13 protein-coding genes are annotated in these 14513 nt (G+C 66.0%); 6 read left to right on the top strand and 7 right to left on the bottom strand.

Going from position 1 to position 14513, the window contains the following annotated elements; genetic code table 11:
* Window positions 1-28 precede the first annotated feature (28 nt).
* Window positions 29-1045 carry a magnesium and cobalt transport protein CorA gene (locus QF038_RS04620; protein ID WP_307609115.1) on the bottom strand — a complete coding sequence of 339 codons (1017 nt, stop codon included), beginning with the start codon at window positions 1043-1045 and terminating at the stop codon, window positions 29-31.
* Between the two features lie 214 nt (window positions 1046-1259).
* On the opposite strand from QF038_RS04620, the gene QF038_RS04615 reads away from it, so the two are divergent.
* From QF038_RS04615 to QF038_RS04600, 4 genes are all read left to right on the top strand, one after another.
* The gene (locus QF038_RS04615) at window positions 1260-1601 is read left to right on the top strand and encodes a helix-turn-helix transcriptional regulator (RefSeq protein WP_307609114.1); all 342 of its coding nucleotides are present in this window, start codon (window positions 1260-1262) and stop codon (window positions 1599-1601) included.
* 10 nt (window positions 1602-1611) lie between these two features.
* Window positions 1612-2112, top strand: a complete 501-nt coding sequence (locus tag QF038_RS04610; protein ID WP_307609113.1) for an SRPBCC family protein — start codon at window positions 1612-1614, stop codon at window positions 2110-2112.
* Window positions 2113-2138: 26 nt separating this feature from the next.
* The gene (locus QF038_RS04605; protein WP_307609112.1) at window positions 2139-3314 is read left to right on the top strand and encodes an MFS transporter; all 1176 of its coding nucleotides are present in this window, start codon (window positions 2139-2141) and stop codon (window positions 3312-3314) included.
* 96 nt (window positions 3315-3410) lie between these two features.
* Window positions 3411-4316 carry a phosphatase PAP2 family protein gene (locus QF038_RS04600; RefSeq protein ID WP_307609111.1) on the top strand — a complete coding sequence of 302 codons (906 nt, stop codon included), beginning with the start codon at window positions 3411-3413 and terminating at the stop codon, window positions 4314-4316.
* A gap of 104 nt (window positions 4317-4420) precedes the next feature.
* Here the strand turns inward: QF038_RS04600 and QF038_RS04595 are convergent, their stop codons facing one another.
* The 6 genes from QF038_RS04595 to QF038_RS04570 form a co-directional block, all read right to left on the bottom strand.
* Window positions 4421-5815 carry a dipeptidase gene (locus QF038_RS04595; protein ID WP_307609110.1) on the bottom strand — a complete coding sequence of 465 codons (1395 nt, stop codon included), beginning with the start codon at window positions 5813-5815 and terminating at the stop codon, window positions 4421-4423.
* Window positions 5816-5818: 3 nt separating this feature from the next.
* Window positions 5819-7597 (bottom strand): N-acetylglutaminylglutamine amidotransferase, encoded by a 1779-nt coding sequence (locus QF038_RS04590; protein WP_307609109.1) that lies wholly within the window; start codon window positions 7595-7597, stop codon window positions 5819-5821.
* Window positions 7598-7632: 35 nt separating this feature from the next.
* Complete coding sequence (locus QF038_RS04585; RefSeq protein ID WP_307609108.1) at window positions 7633-9111, bottom strand: aminotransferase class I/II-fold pyridoxal phosphate-dependent enzyme; 1479 nt, start codon at window positions 9109-9111, stop codon at window positions 7633-7635.
* A gap of 20 nt (window positions 9112-9131) precedes the next feature.
* Window positions 9132-10265, bottom strand: a complete 1134-nt coding sequence (locus QF038_RS04580; RefSeq protein WP_307613401.1) for a glutamate--cysteine ligase — start codon at window positions 10263-10265, stop codon at window positions 9132-9134.
* Window positions 10266-10521: 256 nt separating this feature from the next.
* Window positions 10522-11343 carry a gamma-glutamyl-gamma-aminobutyrate hydrolase family protein gene (locus QF038_RS04575; RefSeq protein WP_307609107.1) on the bottom strand — a complete coding sequence of 274 codons (822 nt, stop codon included), beginning with the start codon at window positions 11341-11343 and terminating at the stop codon, window positions 10522-10524.
* Between the two features lie 107 nt (window positions 11344-11450).
* Entirely contained in the window at window positions 11451-12251 is an 801-nt protein-coding gene (locus QF038_RS04570; protein ID WP_307609106.1) for a carbon-nitrogen hydrolase family protein, read from the bottom strand.
* Window positions 12252-12503: 252 nt separating this feature from the next.
* Between QF038_RS04570 and QF038_RS04565 the strand changes: the two genes are divergently transcribed.
* Both QF038_RS04565 and QF038_RS04560 read left to right on the top strand, forming a co-directional pair.
* Entirely contained in the window at window positions 12504-12977 is a 474-nt protein-coding gene (locus QF038_RS04565) for a hypothetical protein (RefSeq protein WP_307609105.1), read from the top strand.
* 103 nt (window positions 12978-13080) lie between these two features.
* Window positions 13081-14493 carry a hypothetical protein gene (locus QF038_RS04560; protein WP_307609104.1) on the top strand — a complete coding sequence of 471 codons (1413 nt, stop codon included), beginning with the start codon at window positions 13081-13083 and terminating at the stop codon, window positions 14491-14493.
* The last annotated feature ends 20 nt before the right edge of the window (window positions 14494-14513 follow it).

The following is a 14513-nucleotide window of genomic DNA, read 5'->3' as shown; positions in this document are numbered from 1 at the left end:
GACCCACTGTACAAGCGGGCCTTTGCCGCTAAATCCACTTGTTGTGCCGGAACGTCCAATAGAGCACCAGCCCCATGGCCACCATCAGGCCCAGCGCGAAGGGGTAGCCGAACACCCAGTCAAGCTCCGGCATCGAGCGGAAGTTCATGCCGTAGATGGTTCCCACGAGCGTCGGGGCGAACAGGATGGCCGCCCAGGACGAGATCCGTTTGACCTGCTCGCTCTGCGCAAAGCTGGATTCCGTGAGCCGGCGCATCTCGTCGTTCTGCCGCTGGGCCACGAGGGAAGCGTTCACGGCGAGCGCGTTCTGCAGCAGCGCCCGGAAGGAGGCAACGCGTTCGTTGAGCCGGAGCACGTGGTCCAGCACATCACGGAAATGGTCCTGGAGTTCGGGGTGGGGCACCCGCTCCGGAGTACCGGCGGTCAGGGCCTGCAGGATGCCCGCCAGGGGGCTGGTGGCGCGCTGGAAGGTGATCACCTGGCGGGACAGTTCGTAGATCCGGCGGGAAACGTCGGGGTCGGCGCCGAAGAGGTCGTCCTCGATCTCGTCGATGTCGTTCTCGAGTCCCGCCGCCACCGGCTCGTACTCGTCCACCACCTGGTCCAGGATGCCGTAGAGGACAGCGTTTGGGCCCAGCGCGAGGAACTCCGGCATGGATTCCATCCGCCGGCGGACCTTGGCGAGGTCCGGGGATTCGGCGTGCCGGACGGTCACCACGTAGTCCTGGCCCACAAAAACGTGGATCTCGCCGAAGTCCACCTTTTCGACGTCGTCCAGGTAGCGGGCGGGCCGCAGGACCAGGAACACGCATTCGCCGTAGTGCTCCAGCTTGGCGCGCTGGTGCCCGGCGAGGGCGTCCTCCACGGCCAGGGGGTTGAGGTCGAATTCCTCTGCCACGGACTGGAGTTCCACGGCGTCCGGGCGGTACAGCCCGATCCAGGCCATCCCCTCCCGCTGCCGGAGCACAAAGTAGGTTTCGTCCAGGCTCCCAGGATCCTGTGTGCGCAGCCCGTCGACATACACAGCGTTGTCGATGATGGTCACGGCGGTCCTCCTTTGTTAAACACGGCGTCTCCTTCGGTGGGAGGAAGCGGTGCCCCTCGAAGCCTGCGTGACCCCATGGTTCCCTTGATCCGCACACTACTCAGCTTCAGGGTTTTGGGAAGACTGGTGGGCCATCTGAAAACGTCTCCAGCGCTGAAACTTCGCAATCCAACAGATCTTCCCACCCATACCCATATCGATATAGAATGTCTGCATGGCACGGGCGGCAACCACGGCAGATGCATTCAACGCGGTGGCCGAGCCCCGCCGCCGGGAGATCCTGGACGCCCTCAGTGAAGGCGAGCGGCCGGTCCATGAGCTGGTGGACCTGCTCGGCCTGGCCCAGCCGCACGTGTCACGCCACTTGCGGGTCCTGCGCGAGGTGGGGGCCGTCGTCGTCCGTGATGAAGGCCGGGAGCGCGTTTACCGGTTGAACCCGCAGGCCCTCAAGCCCATCCACGACTGGGTGGCCGGCTACCGGCATCTCTGGGAGGAGCGCTTCGAGCTCCTGGAGGATGTGCTGGAGGACCTCAAAGAGTCAGGCACGCAAGAGTAGGAGCAAGGCAATGTCACACACCGGAATCCTGGACGTCAGCTTCCCCAGCGATGAGGAAATCCTGATCACCCGCACCGTCAACGCACCCCGGCACCTTGTCTACAAAGCCTGGACCACGCCGGACCTCGTGAGGAGATGGTGGCCCGGCAGGCGCGGCGAAATGACTGTGGCAGAGATGGACTTCCGGGTGGGAGGTGCCTGGCGGTACGTGATGGTGGCGCGCGGTGAATTCGAGGTGGCTTTCCACGGGACGTACCGGGAGATCGTGCCCAACGAGCGGATCGTGCACACCGAAATCATGGAGACGCCAGGCACCGCTCCGGACAGCGAGGAGGGCGCCGTGCTGAACACTGTCACCTTTGAAGAGGCCGACGGCGGCGCCACCCTGGTCAGCATCCGCACCGATGCGGGCAGCAAGGAAGTACGCGACATGATTGCCCAGTCCGGCATGGAGGACGGCGTCCGCGAGCAGTTCGAGATCATTGAAGAGCTGGCGGCCGCGCTCTCCTGACCCTTGCAGCCGATAAACTCGCGGGTGTGACCGCTTCCGGCCTTGCCACCCGTTCTTCCTCCGCGCCGCTGTACGCCGCCGGGTTCGTCACGGCGTTCGGCGCCCACAGCATCGCGGCGGGCCTGGGCGCGCAGAGTGACAACATTGGCCTGACGCTGCTTAACCTGGGCATCCTCCTGGCGCTGTACGACATCTCGGAGGTGTTCCTCAAACCCGTTTTCGGCGCACTCAGTGACCGGGTTGGCCCCAAACCGGTGATTGTCGGGGGGCTCTTTGCCTTTGCTGCGCTGTCCCTGATCGGCCTGTGGGCGGCGGATCCGCTCATGCTGGCGCTGGCCCGGCTGGGCCAGGGCGCGGCCGCGTCGGCGTTTTCCCCGGCGTCGTCCTCCATGGTGGCCAGGCTGGCACGCGGCGGAAAAGCCGGCACGTACTTCGGCAGGTACGGGTCCTGGAAGAGCCTTGGCTACATCATCGGCCCACTGCTCGGCGCCGGCCTCATCTTCGCCGGCGGCTTCCCCCTGCTGTTCGGGGTACTTTCCGCGCTGGCTGTGGCGACCGCGGTCTGGGTCCTCGCTGCAGTGCCCCACCTTGAGCCGCTCCCCCGCCAGCGGTACACGGTAATGGACCTGGCCCGGCAGGTTGGCGAACGCCGCTTCCTGGTGCCCACACTGGTGCTGGCCGCGTCCACTGCTGCACTTGGCGCAGCCGTCGGCTTCCTTCCCGCGCTGGCCACCCGGCACGGGCTTGGCGCCCTGGCCGGCACCGCAGCCGTCAGCGTCCTCGCCGCCGGCTCGGTACTGGTCCAGCCGTGGATGGGCCGGATGCGGGACAGCCACCGCATCACGGACAATCGGGGCACGACGGCGGGCCTGCTGCTGATCGCTGCGGGTGTCGGCCTGGTGGCGCTTGCCCCGGGCGTGGTCACCATTTTCCTCGCCGCGGCAGTAATCGGTGCGGGCATCGGTGCTGTTACCCCGCTCGGGTTCGCCCACCTGGCCGACACCACACCGCCGGAGCGGATGGGACGGACCATGGGGTCCGCCGAACTCGGGCGCGAACTGGGCGACGCCGGCGGGCCGCTGCTGGTGGGCGGTATCGCTACCCTCATTGCCCTGCCGGTCGGCCTGGGCGCCCTGGCGGTCCTCGTTGCGGCGGCCAGCATCCCGCGCCTGGCCCCTGTCCCGCCCCGCCTGCCCAACTAGGTAGCACCAAGTGCCGTTTTGGAGCTCCAAAACGGCAGTTAGGGCTACCCAGTTGGGGTGCGGCCAGCTCCCAGCTTTCTGTGACACCCTTAACCGGTGACAATCTCGCGGCAGACCTCCACCAGGACACCCAGCCGGCCCGCTCCGGGTTCGGGTTTTCTGTTCGTGCTTGCCACGCTGGCGTGCATTGCCGGTTTGATCGCCACGTACCACTACTTCGTCCAGACCACCACGGGCCAGTTCATTGACGAGTCCGCTCTGGTGGAGGCTGTTCAGATCCACGGGCCCGCCGGGAAGGCGAGCACTAAGTTCCTGGACCTGCTGCCCACCATTTCACTGGTGATGGCCGCCGTCGTGGTCCTGTTTGTCACGGTGATCCGCAAGCACTGGACCGAGGCCGGCATCGCGGTGGCTGCCTGCATCGGCGCCAATATCGCCACGCAGGTGCTCAAGGATCTGCTGCCGGCGCGGCCGGACAAGGGAGTGCTGACGCTGGAACTGAACTCGCTGCCGTCCGGACATACCACGCTCGCGGCATCGGCGGCAGCCGCGGTCTTCCTGATGGCGTCGCCGCGGTGGCGGCCGATGGCCGGCTTCGTGGGTGGAACATTCGCGATCGCCTCCGGGGTGTCCACGCTGATCAACCAGTGGCACCGGCCGGCCGACGTGGTGGCCGCATTCCTGTTGGTGGGCGCGTTTATGATTCCCGCGGGCTGGCTGATCATCCGGCGGGGAATGTGGAACGCCTGGGACGGTTTCGGCGCGCATGTGGGCTCGGCCAGGATCTGGCTGTCGCTGCCGGTGGTGATCGGGCTGGCGTCGGCGGCCGTGGCCATGTATTCGCTGGTCCGGATCGCGCCGAGTCCCTGGCAGGAGACCAGCACCACCAACTATTTCTGGGCCGGGATCTCCCTGATCGTCATCGCCGGGTACCTGGCCACCGTCGCCACCACTGCCCTGTTCGCCTTCTCCGCACGACGGCCGGACTCACCAAAGCGCTGACGGTGGCCTCGAGCCCTCCGCCACAAGTAACTCGCATTTGACGTCGGGAAAACGGCGGAATGGCGACCTTAAAGGCGACCTAGTTGGGTGGGGAACGCGCAGGGTTAGTCCGCGGAATTTAGGCGGGCAATCAACAGGGCCTCGGCGACGATGGCGTTTTCGAAATCGCTCAGGTGGATCGATTCGTTGGCCCCGTGCGCCCGGGAATCGGGGTCCTCCGCGCCGGTGATGAGGACCTCCGCCCGCGGGTACAGCTTGGTCAGGATGTTGACCGCGGGAATGGAACCGCCCACCCCCATGCAGACCGCGCGCGCTCCCCAGGTCTCCTCCATCGCCGCGAGCATGGTCGTCGCAGCAGGCGAGGACGCGTCGCCTGCGAACCCCTCGGTCCGGCCGGCGGGCGTAAAGGTTACGTCCGCACCAAACGGTGTGTGCTTCTCCACATGCCGGCGGACTGCCTCCATCGCGGCAGCCGTATCAGTCTCCGGCGCCAGGCTGAGGCTGAACTTGGCCCGCGCCACCGGCTGCAGCGTGTCCGAGGACAGGGCCACGGAAGGAACGTCCATCCCGATAACCGCCAGCGCCGGCTTGGTCCACAGCCGCGACGTCAAGGATCCCGAGCCAGCCAGCGGAACCCCGGGACGCACGCCGGAATCCGCCCGGAACTCCTCCTCGGACAGCAAAGGCCCCGGCGTGTCAGAGGAAAGCAGCCCCTCCACGGCGACGCTCCCGTCGTCGTGATGCAGCGTGGCAATCAGCCGGGACAGCACGGTGACAGCATCCAGCAGCGGCCCGCCGTACGTCCCCGAGTGCAGCGCATGGTCCAGCACCCGGACCTCGATGGTGCCCAGGACCAAGCCGCGGAGGCTGGTGGTCAGCGCCGGGACCCCCACCTTCCAGTTTCCGGAGTCGGCCACCACCAGCACGTCGGCGTGGAGCAGGTCGCCGTGCTGCTGAAGCAGCAGGGGAAGCGACGGCGAACCGGCTTCCTCCTCGCCGTCAATGAACACCGTCACGCCGAGCTCAAGGTCCTCCCCGAGGACCTGCAGCGCATTCCGAAACGCGGCCAGGTGCAGCATCACGCCCGCCTTGTTGTCCGCCACTCCCCTGCCCCAGAGCCGGCCGTCCCGCTCCACGGCCTCAAACGGCGGGCTCTCCCACAGCGAGATGTCACCGGCCGGCTGGACGTCGTAGTGCGCGTACAGCAGCAGCGTCGGCTTGCCGTTGCGGGCGGGCCTGCGTCCCACCACCGCGGGCGCCCCCCGCGCACCGTCCGGGCGGGGAGCCTGCAGGATGTCGACGTCGGCAATCCCGGCTTGGAGCATCAGCCCCGCCACGTGCCGGGCCGCCCTGTCCAGCTCAGCAGGATCGAAGGAGTCCCAGGCCATCGCGGGAATCCGCACCAGCTCAGACAAGTGGCCGACGGCGGCAGGAAAGTCCGCGCGCACCGCTTTCCGGAGCGGGGATAAAAGCGAGGTGGAGGCAGGATGCCGGGCCAAGGCTTAGCCCACCCCGTGGTGCTGGAGCCACATTTCCAGCAGCGCCAGCTGCCAGAGCACGTTGCTGTTCACCGGGGTCCGCTGCATGTTGGGGTTGGCCAGGAGGCCGTCGATGTACGCAGGCTGGAAAAGCCCGCGCTGCTTGGCTTCCGGCGCATGGAGTGCTTCGCGCACCAGGGTGATGAAAGGTTCTTCCAGGTGCCGGAGGGCGGGAACGGGGAAGTATCCCTTGGGGCGGTCCACCACCGCCGCCGGGAGCAGCTGCCGGCCCAGGTCCTTCAGGATTCCTTTCCCGCCCTGCGAAGCCTTTAGCTCCGGCGGGCAGGCGGCGGCGAGTTCCACCAGCTCATGGTCCAGGAACGGGACCCGGGCTTCGATGCCCCAGGCCATGCTCATGTTGTCCAGCCGCTTAACCGGGTCGTCCACCATCAGCAGGTGGGTGTCCAGCCGCAGCACCGCGTCCAGGGCCGTCTCCGCTCCGGGTGCTGCCAGGTTGGCAGCCAGTACCTGGCGGCTTACATCCGAACCGCAGTACCACTCGGGCTCCACCATGCTCAGGAGCTCCTCATGGCTGTGGTCCACAAAGCTCGCTGAAAAAGCCGATAAAGCCCCGGCACGGCCCACGGAAGCGAGGGGCTGGTGGTACGCGTACCCGCCGAACACCTCGTCGGCGCCCTGGCCGCACTGCACCACCTTCAGGTGCTCCGTCACCGTCCGGCACAGCAGGTGGAAGGCCGTCACGTCGTGGCTGGCCATCGGCTCGGACATCGCCCCCACTGCCCCGACAATGGAGGGCGCGAACTCGGAGGTGCTGACGTGCAGTTGCTCATGCCGCGTGCCGAACTCCTGGGCCACCAGGTCCGAGTAGGCGAACTCATTCCCGGAATCGCCGCCCGCGCCGTCGAACCCGATGCTGAACGTCGAGAGGCCGTGCTGGCCCTCCTCCGCCAGCAGCGCAACCAGGAGGCTCGAATCCAGTCCCCCGGAGAGCAGGACGCCCACCGGCACGTCGGCCACCATCCGCCGTCGTACTGCTGTTTTGAGGGACTCGCGGACCGCGTCCTGCCAGTCCGCGGTGGACCAGCCGGAGTGCTCCGCCTTCCGCGTGTAGGAAGGTTTCCAGTACTCGCGGTCGCGCCAGGTCCCGTCCGGGCGGACCGTCCGGATAGTGGCGGCTGGCAGTTTCTGCACGCCCCGAAGGATGGTCCGCGGGGCGGGAACAATCGAGTGCCAGCTCAGGTAGTGGTGCAGTGCCACCTCGTCGATGGAGGTGTCGATCCCGCCGGAGGCCACCAGCGCAGGCAGGCTGGACGCGAAGCGCAGCCGGCCGTGCAGGTGGGACACGTACACCGGCTTGATGCCCAGCCGGTCCCGGACCAGCAGGACTTCCTGCCGCCGCGGGTCGTAGAGCGCAATTGCGAACATCCCCACCAGGTGGTGGACAAAGTCATCGCCCCACTTCCGGTAGGCCTTCAGGATCACCTCGGTGTCGCTGGTGGACCGGAAGGTGAACTCGGGTTCGAGTTCGCGGCGCAGCTCCTTGTAGTTGTAGATGCAGCCGTTGAAGGTGATGGCCAGGCCGCCGTCGTCCACCATTGGCTGGGCACCTGCCTCGGAGAGGTCGATGATGCTGAGCCGCTGATGCCCCAGTGCAACCCAGCCCGCCTCCCATGTTCCCCGTCCGTCCGGTCCCCTCGACGTCATTGCCCCCATGATGTCCAGGACGGCCTCCGTGGAGGCCTGTCTTCCGTTGAAGGCGATTTCGCCGGCTATACCGCACATGCTGCTGTCCTCGTTCCTTGCGATTTCCTTGCGATTTACTGCGATCGGTGTGGTTCCTCGCGGACCACCCTGATGGTCTTGAGCGTTGGATCGGCGGGATCAGGGAGGACCATCCCTGCCTCCACCCCGCTCCTGAGATAGTCGATGGCGGCTTGGTTGATCCGCTCGCCGGGCAGCAGGAGCGGGATGCCAGGCGGGTACGGCGTGGCCATTTCGGCGGCGATGCGGCCGGGTGCTTCCTCGCACGGGATGACTTCCACCGGCCCGAAGAACGCGTCGCGGGGCAGCATCGCCGTCTCCAGGTAGAGGTCCTCCTCGTCAGGAATCACGACGGCGGGCGGCCGGGGCAGGTCCGGGGCCGCTTCAGCGAGTGCGCGGAGCCCGCCCAGAAGCCGGTCCGCAGTTTCCTGGTCATCTGAAACTGAGATGACCGCTTCCGTCCGGCGGTGGTCTGTTGTGCCCATGTCAATGCGGCGGTTCTCTCGCAGCCAGTCCGTGGCCTGGAACCCGCTGATGCCAAGGTTCGAGACGTCGATCATGATGTGCTGGATGTCCAGGTCGTGGGAGGCCTCGGCGTGGACGAGTTCTTCTTCAAGGACGTGCAGCCCGGGGATCGCCTCAATGTCCCGGCGGAGTCCCCTGGTGAGCTCCAGGGCCTGGTCAATCATGGCTTTGCCCTCCTGCACCATCTGCCGGCGCCAGCCGTCCATTGCTGCGTACAGCAGGGTATTGGCGCTGGTGGTGGAGAGGACGTCGGCGCACTGGTTCAGTCGGACCGGGTCCACGAGGTTGCCCTGCAGGTGGAAAATGGACCCTTGCTCGAACCCGAGTCCCATCTTGTGCACGCTGACCACGCAAATATCTGCGCCGGCGGACATGGCCCAGGTAGGCGTGTCCGGGTGGAAGGGCAACTGGGCGCCCCAAGCCTCGTCAACGATCAGCGGCTTGCCCCGCTTGTGGCAGATCTCTGCGATTGCCTCAAGGTCCGCGCACGTGCCGTAGGGTGTTGGGCTGACGATCAGCGCGGCGGAAGCGTCCGGGTACCGTTGCCACATCTCCTCCACAGCCTCGGGTGACGGCGGATGGGACAGCTTCAGCTCGTTGTCCCACCGCGGCTTGATCCAGCGCGGCTGCAGCCCGGAAAGCACCAGGCCGGACACAACTGACTTGTGGGCGTCCCGGCCGATGAGGAGCTCCCCCTCGCCGCGGGTGACCGCCAGGATTGCGGCCTTGATGGACAGGGAGCTGCCGCAGGTGGTGAAGAAGGCTTTGTCCGCTCCCACGGCTTCGGCCAAGAGCTGCTCGGCTTTGGACAGGTAGCCGTTGGAGGACTGCCGGTCGTCCAGGCCTGAGGAGGCAACGACGTCGGACTTGAAGCTTTGTTCGCCCAGCACCTCCAGCACGCGGGGATCGACGCCGCGGCCCTGGCGGTGGGCCGGGGGTGTGAAGCCGTACCTGTCCAGTTTCTGGTGTTCGGCCAGTGCGTCAAGCACCGGCGTTTCGTTCTGGTCCATGTGTCCTCCCGGATGGTTGTCTAGGAACTCTGGTCGGTGGCCAGCAGCGGCAAACCCCTCAGTGTCTGGAGCGGTGTGGCCGGCAGGCTGCTGATGTGGACGGCGTCGGCGATGACATCGCACAGGCTGCCCGCCTCCGCGAAGGCGGCACGCTGGCGGGCGGCGCCGGTGCCCCTGGTCAACACCTGGAACAGCAGGGACTCCACAACGTCGAATTCACCCTGGCTCTTCAGCGCGGCCTGGACGTGGTCAAGCAGCGCCATGGCCACCTCGAAGGCCGGCCGGGGCCGGCCGGTCAGAGGGTCCAGCAAGTCGCCGTCGAGCCCGAAGCGGCCCGCCTGCCAGGAGGCAAGCCGCAATTGCGTGGCAGAGACAGGGGCGGGAGGCACGCCGTTGCGCCATTGCTTTGCCGCCGTTTCCACCAGGCCCCGGACCAGCCCGGCCAGGAGGACGGCGTCGTCGGCAAAAAGGCACACATCCCCCACCCGTACTTCGACGGTGGGATGCCGGTGGCTGAGCCGGGCATCAAAGTAGATTTGCCCCCTGTCCAGCAGGACCCCGGAACCCAGGATCTCGTTGACTTGGCGGTGGTAGGCCCCGGCTGATCCGAAAATCTCGCAGGGCCCCGCGGTGGGCCACCGGTTCCACGCCTGGGAGCGGTAGCTTGCGTACCCGGAGTCCGTGCCGTTCCAGAAAGGCGAATTCACGGTGATGGCCATCAGCACCGGCAGCCAGATCCGGATCCGGTCCAGGACGGCCACGCCTTCCTCGTCCGACTCAACCTCCACATGCACGTGGCAGCCGCAGGTCAGCTGCTCCACCGCCGTCAGGCCGAACCGCTCGATCATCCGCTCGTACCGCAGGCCGGGGCTGGTGGTCGACTGCACGGGAAGAGGCGAGGTGGTAAGGGCCACGGACCTGGCCCCTATTGCACGGGCCGTCGCATCGGCGCTCACCCGGCGCACCGTGATGTCCTGGGCCAGTTCATCCAGACTGATCCTCGGCAGCGTGCAGGTCTCGATCTGTTCCTGCTTCATCTCCCTGCTCAGCCCGTCGTCATCGCTCAGGCGTTCCAGCAGTTCGCCGAGGGGCACAGCATGCCCGTCCGCGTTGTCCACAATGAGGAACTCTTCCTCGACACCTACCCGGCGCATCACAGCTGCCCCTTAGGACCGTCAGCTCCCCTGCGCGGGGCTGGTCGGGGGGCAGGAGGAAAAACGATAAGGAAATCAGCCATCATTCGCTCCTGGATCAAAACCCATGAAGCTTTGGCTTAACTTCAGTGTCTAAAACATACTAAGCATGCTTATTTATCCCGGGCAAGCTGCAACGCAAGAAACCGCCCCGAAAGGCGCACTTTGACGTGCTGCTTTGGGGCGGTTTCTTGCTTTTAGAGGGTTAGCTTGCGGGTCAGCCGAGCGTGGGCCCGGCCATGCTGGCATTGATCCCGGCGGAGACGGACGACGGCGGCGGCGTGGCCGGGACCAGCCGGGACAGGAACTTCCCGCGGGCTGCTTCGATAAAACCGCGAAACAGTCCGAAGTCCTCCGGCAACTCCTCCGGGTGCCACTGGATGCCCATGGCGAAGGTGCTCGCAGGGCGTTCGATGGCCTCCACCACCTGGTCCTCGCTCCAGGCGGCGGCGGTGAGGCCCTCGCCCAGTTTGTCCACCGCCTGGTGGTGCGAGACCGGCACAGGCCCGGGGTTGGATCCGATCAGCTGTTCCAGGCGGGAACCGGCCTTGATCTCCACCGGGATGCGGTTGAAGGTATAGCCGCCCGGCTGGTAGTGGCCGCTGCCGATGACATCGGGCAGGTGCTGGTGGAGGCTGCCGCCGAGCGTCACGTTCAGCAGCTGCTCACCACGGCAGATGCACAGCAGCGGAACGTCCTGCCGGATGGCTTCCTGGATGAGTGCCTGCTCCCAGGCGTCCCGCCCGGGGTGGGGCGCATCGGTTGCGGGGTGTGCTTCCTGGCCGTAGAGGGCCGGGTTGACGTCCCAGCCACCGGGTACCACCAGGCCGTCGAGCCTGCTGACCAGCAGTTCAACCATGCCTGCCATCACAGGCTGCGGCGGCAGAAGGATGGGCATGCCGCCTGCGGCGATGATCGGTTTCAGGTACGTCTCGGGAAGGAAAGCTGCCCTGACCGTGCCGCAACCATCAGTGCCTGCCTGCTCAAGGTAGGTGGTGAGTCCGATGACAGGTTTCATCGCGGCGTCGGTGGTGTGCACTGAGGTCCCTCCAGGAAGAATTACTGACTCCAATTTTATGGCCCATGCAGGCCCGGAATGTTTCGCCAGTGTCAATTCCAAGTGTCAAGACGATCACACTTTCCGGCTCACTCCTCTTCAGCAGGGACCACCCGGAAACGGCGGTTCCGCAGGGAGGGAACGCGGGTACGGACCGCCGCGATCCGTTCGGGTTCAAGCTCCGCAAAAATCAGGCCTGGCGCCTCACCGGCGTTGGCGATCACCACCCCGAAAGGATCCACCACCAGGGAGTAGGCGGTGGCCAGCGGTCCGCACTGGTTTGCCGCCACCACATACGAGGTGTTCTCGATGGCCCGGGCACGCAGGAGGGTGTAAAAGTGGTCTTCTTTGCCCGGCCCGGCGATCCACATGGCGGGCAACAGCAGGACGTTGGCTCCGGCGTCCACCAGGTAGCGGGCGCTTTCCGGAAACCTCAGGTCGTAGCAGGTGAGCATGCCCAGGCGCAGCTGGCCGTAGGAGAGCAGGGAAGGCACCTCAATGGAGCCCTGGCTGGTGCCGTCACTTTCGCGGTAGCCGAAGGCGTCGTAGAGGTGGACTTTGCGGTACGTGCCCTGGATGGCGCCGGCGGCGTCGAGTGCCACCAGGGTGTTGAAGGGCAGGCCGCCGGGATTGGCCTCGGTGGTGCCCACGACGACGGGCAGCCTGAGGTTCTTGGCGAGCGTTGCGATACCGCTGATAAATGGGCCGTCCAGGGGCTCCGCCACAACGGCCAGGACGGTGGCTGGTTCGGCGCTGGCGTAGAGGCTGGACTCCGGAAGAACCAGCAGGTCCGCGTTGCCAAGGGCGGCAGCTTCCATCAACCGGGCGATCTGCTGGAGGTTGTTCCGGGGTACCTTGCCGGCACTGAACTGGCCTGAGGCGATCCTCATTTCCGTCCTCCTGCCACCGGTAAAGGGCCCCCTCAACACAGACTGGCACACGTGGGTCTGCGGGAACAGTCCCTTCCAGCTTCCCCCGGGAAGGATGAGATTGACCTGCGGAAACGACGATGAACTATTGACAGAACCTTGAGTGATTACCCGTGTGTAATTTGAGGCTGCTCCACCAAGCTGTTCCTATCGGAGCCGCTAAGGCTCACAGGGTCTCAGCGGAACACCGCACACACTTATTAGGGGCACATCATGGGCAAGGTTGCAGGACGTAGAAAGCGCATCATCGGCACCACAGTTGCACTGGTAGCCATCGGCGGCGGAGCCGCCTTTGCCTACTGGAGCGCTACCGGCACGCACGACACCTCCACCGCCGCCGGCACCGCCACCAACTTCACCATTACCAGCACGATTACGGGGAACCCACTCTCCCCCAACGGTCCCACTAAGACGGCCACCTTCACGGTGACCAACCCCGGCACCGGCGTCCAGAAACTCAGCAACGTTGTTGTGACGGTCGCCGGCACGGACGGTGCGGCCTGGACCGCCGTCCCCGGATGCTCCGCAGCGGACTTCGTAGTCGGCACGCCGGCCTTCACGCCCACCGAGATCGCGGCCAACGCCGCCGTGACCGGCACCGTAACCCTTCAGATGATCGACCGCCCCGGCGTCAACCAGGACGGCTGCAAGGGCGCTGCGGTGCCCCTGCACTTCTCGGCCAGCTGAAGAGGGCAGGGATTCCCCTTCCTGGAACAGTACGTCAGCTTCATAGCCCGATGGTGATGAAGTCCGCCTAACTGCTGCAAGCTCGACTTTTTGGAAGGTTCCCGTGCCCACAGTCGCCAGCTCCCCCGAAGCCACCCCCCGGCTTCGGCGGGAGCTGGTTTTGTTTTTTCCGATGGTTCGTCCACTGGCCTTGGCCGTTGTCGTCCTCATCGTTGCCACCCTTGTGGGCGCCGTTCCGGCGTCCGCCTACTGGCGCGCCAGCGGAACAGGAAGTACGACGGCGGCAGTCGCCACGCTGCTTCCGCCCACCAATGTGTCGGTGCCGGCCGCCAGCAATTCCAGCGTTGCCGTCAGCTGGACTGCTTCCACCGGTGCGATCGTTCCCACGGGCTACTATGTCACGCGGCTTACCGGCACCACAGCCATTGCTGCTTGCGGTTCGAGTCCTTCGGCACCTATCGCCTCCACCTCCTGCACGGACACTTCTGTACCGGAGGGGACACACCGATACATGATCACGGCGGTTTACCGCTCTTGGACTGCCGCCAGCACCGCGAGCGGAAATGTAACAGTCAGCAGCGTGAGCGTCCTGGCGTTCACGTCGCAGCCGGCTGCGAGCATCACAGCCGGCACGGCCACCATCTCTGTCAGCGTGCAGGCCAAGACCCTGCTGGGCCTGCCGGTGGCAGGTGTGCCGGTGACAATCGGTTTCGCCAGCAACGCCGGCGGCGGAACGCTGTCCGGCACGGTGACAACCACCACCAGCTTGTCCGGCATCGCCACCTTCACCGGCATGTCCATTAACAAATCGGGAAGCGGCTATTCCCTGGCTGCTTCCAGCACCGGATATTCCGGAGCCGTCAGCAGCAGTTTCGAGGTCACCCCAGCGGCCGCGAACAAGCTCGTCCTCACCTCCGGAAACACCGTTACTGGACCTGCATCGAGCGCCGCCCTGATCGGCCCGGTCACCCTGCAGCGCCAGGACGCCTACGGAAACGGGGTGACGGCGGGAACCGCCACAGTCTCCATGACCACCTCCGCAGCGACAGGATTCTTCGCCGCAACGGCCAACGGGGCAAAGGTCACTACAGTGACCATCCCGGCGGGGTCTTCGGAGGCGTCGTTCTTCTACGGCGATACCAAAGTTGGCGCGGCAACAGTCACGGCCACGGCGCCGGGCCTGACCGCTCCGGCTGCGGTCAGCGCAACCATCACAGCAGCCCCGGCCGGCAAACTGAAGTTTGATGCCGTTCCTGCGGTGGTCCTGAAAAATGCACTGATAACACCCACCGTAACGGTCCGGTTCCTCGATGCCTTTGGCAATCCGGCTGACGGTTCGGCCCAGGTCACGCTCACGTCCACCTGCACCATCAAGGGCACGCTCACCGTATCCGCTTCTGCGGGAGTGGCGGTCTTCCCGGACCTGCAGATTGCCGGAAAGGCAGCCGGCTGCACGCTGAGCGCAAGCAGCGGCACCTTGGCCGGGGATACCAGCAACTCGTTCAACGCTGAGTAAGCAGCCCCCGGTGGCGTTTG

This window comes from Pseudarthrobacter sp. W1I19 (genome assembly GCF_030817835.1).
GTDB lineage: Bacteria > Actinomycetota > Actinomycetes > Actinomycetales > Micrococcaceae > Arthrobacter.
This window is presented reverse-complemented; position numbering and strand designations above follow the sequence as displayed.

Coding starts and splice junctions, on each gene's coding strand:
- QF038_RS04570 (WP_307609106.1), bottom strand. CDS start 12,251: ATGAGGATCGCCTCAGGCCAGTTCAGTGCCGGCAAGGTACCCCGGAAC.
- QF038_RS04565 (WP_307609105.1), top strand. CDS start 12,504: ATGGGCAAGGTTGCAGGACGTAGAAAGCGCATCATCGGCACCACAGTT.
- QF038_RS04580 (WP_307613401.1), bottom strand. CDS start 10,265: ATGCGCCGGGTAGGTGTCGAGGAAGAGTTCCTCATTGTGGACAACGCG.
- QF038_RS04590 (WP_307609109.1), bottom strand. CDS start 7,597: ATGTGCGGTATAGCCGGCGAAATCGCCTTCAACGGAAGACAGGCCTCC.
- QF038_RS04585 (WP_307609108.1), bottom strand. CDS start 9,111: ATGGACCAGAACGAAACGCCGGTGCTTGACGCACTGGCCGAACACCAG.
- QF038_RS04615 (WP_307609114.1), top strand. CDS start 1,260: ATGGCACGGGCGGCAACCACGGCAGATGCATTCAACGCGGTGGCCGAG.
- QF038_RS04610 (WP_307609113.1), top strand. CDS start 1,612: ATGTCACACACCGGAATCCTGGACGTCAGCTTCCCCAGCGATGAGGAA.